We start from the raw sequence: 689 nt of genomic DNA, 5'->3' as shown, positions 1-689 counted from the left end.
AGGTTGCCGCGCTCGTCGGCGGAGGTGGCGCGGATGATTGAGATATTCGGCACGATCGAGCGGAAGTAGAGCCATTCCTCGCCGTCGAACTGCTCAACCGACACGATCGGCTCGCTGGCGGCGGCGTTCATGGCGCAGCCCTGGTGGCGCGGATCGGCGAACGTATCGAGGCCGACCTTGGTCAGCACGCCGGGGCGCTTGGCGGCAGCCTCGCGATGCATGTCGAACAGGATGCCCGACGGCACGTTGTAGGCCGCGACTGAATTGTCGCCGATCATCTTCCAGATCTGTGGCGGCTCGGCGGAGGAGGGGCCGGACGGATAGGAGCCGCACAGCGTGCGCTTCAACAGGCCGGGCTTGGCGAGATGGTCGATGCCCTTGATGCCATACATGTCGCCGGCGGCGATCGGATGCAGCGTCGTGATCGCCTTCGGATGGCCTTCCGCGTCGAAGCGCTCGCCGATCGCGGCAAGCACGGCGTCGGGGCAGCCGAGGCCGCTCGACGACGATACCGAGACGACCATGCCGTCCTTGATCAGGCTGGCGGCGTATGCCGCCGAGACGAGCTTGCTCAATCGAGGCTCCCAAGTTGCGGGTCGATGGTCACAGCCTTGCCGGTCTTCGACGATTGCAGCGCGGCTTCGGCCGAAGCCAGCGACCAGATGCCGTCCTCGCCGGTGGCGGAAGGC

General features: G+C 66.6%; 1 protein-coding gene. It reads right to left on the bottom strand.

The window, feature by feature from the left end; genetic code table 11:
* On the bottom strand, positions 1-575 hold a 575-nt coding region (locus EOA27_RS38930; RefSeq protein WP_281059533.1), incomplete at its 3' end, for a CoA-transferase.
* Between the last annotated feature and the right edge of the window lie 114 nt (positions 576-689).

It is taken from the genome of Mesorhizobium sp. M2A.F.Ca.ET.037.01.1.1 (assembly GCF_003998075.1).
Lineage (GTDB): Bacteria > Pseudomonadota > Alphaproteobacteria > Rhizobiales > Rhizobiaceae > Mesorhizobium.
Note: the sequence above shows the minus strand (reverse complement) of the source record. Positions and strands in the feature narration are given on the sequence as shown.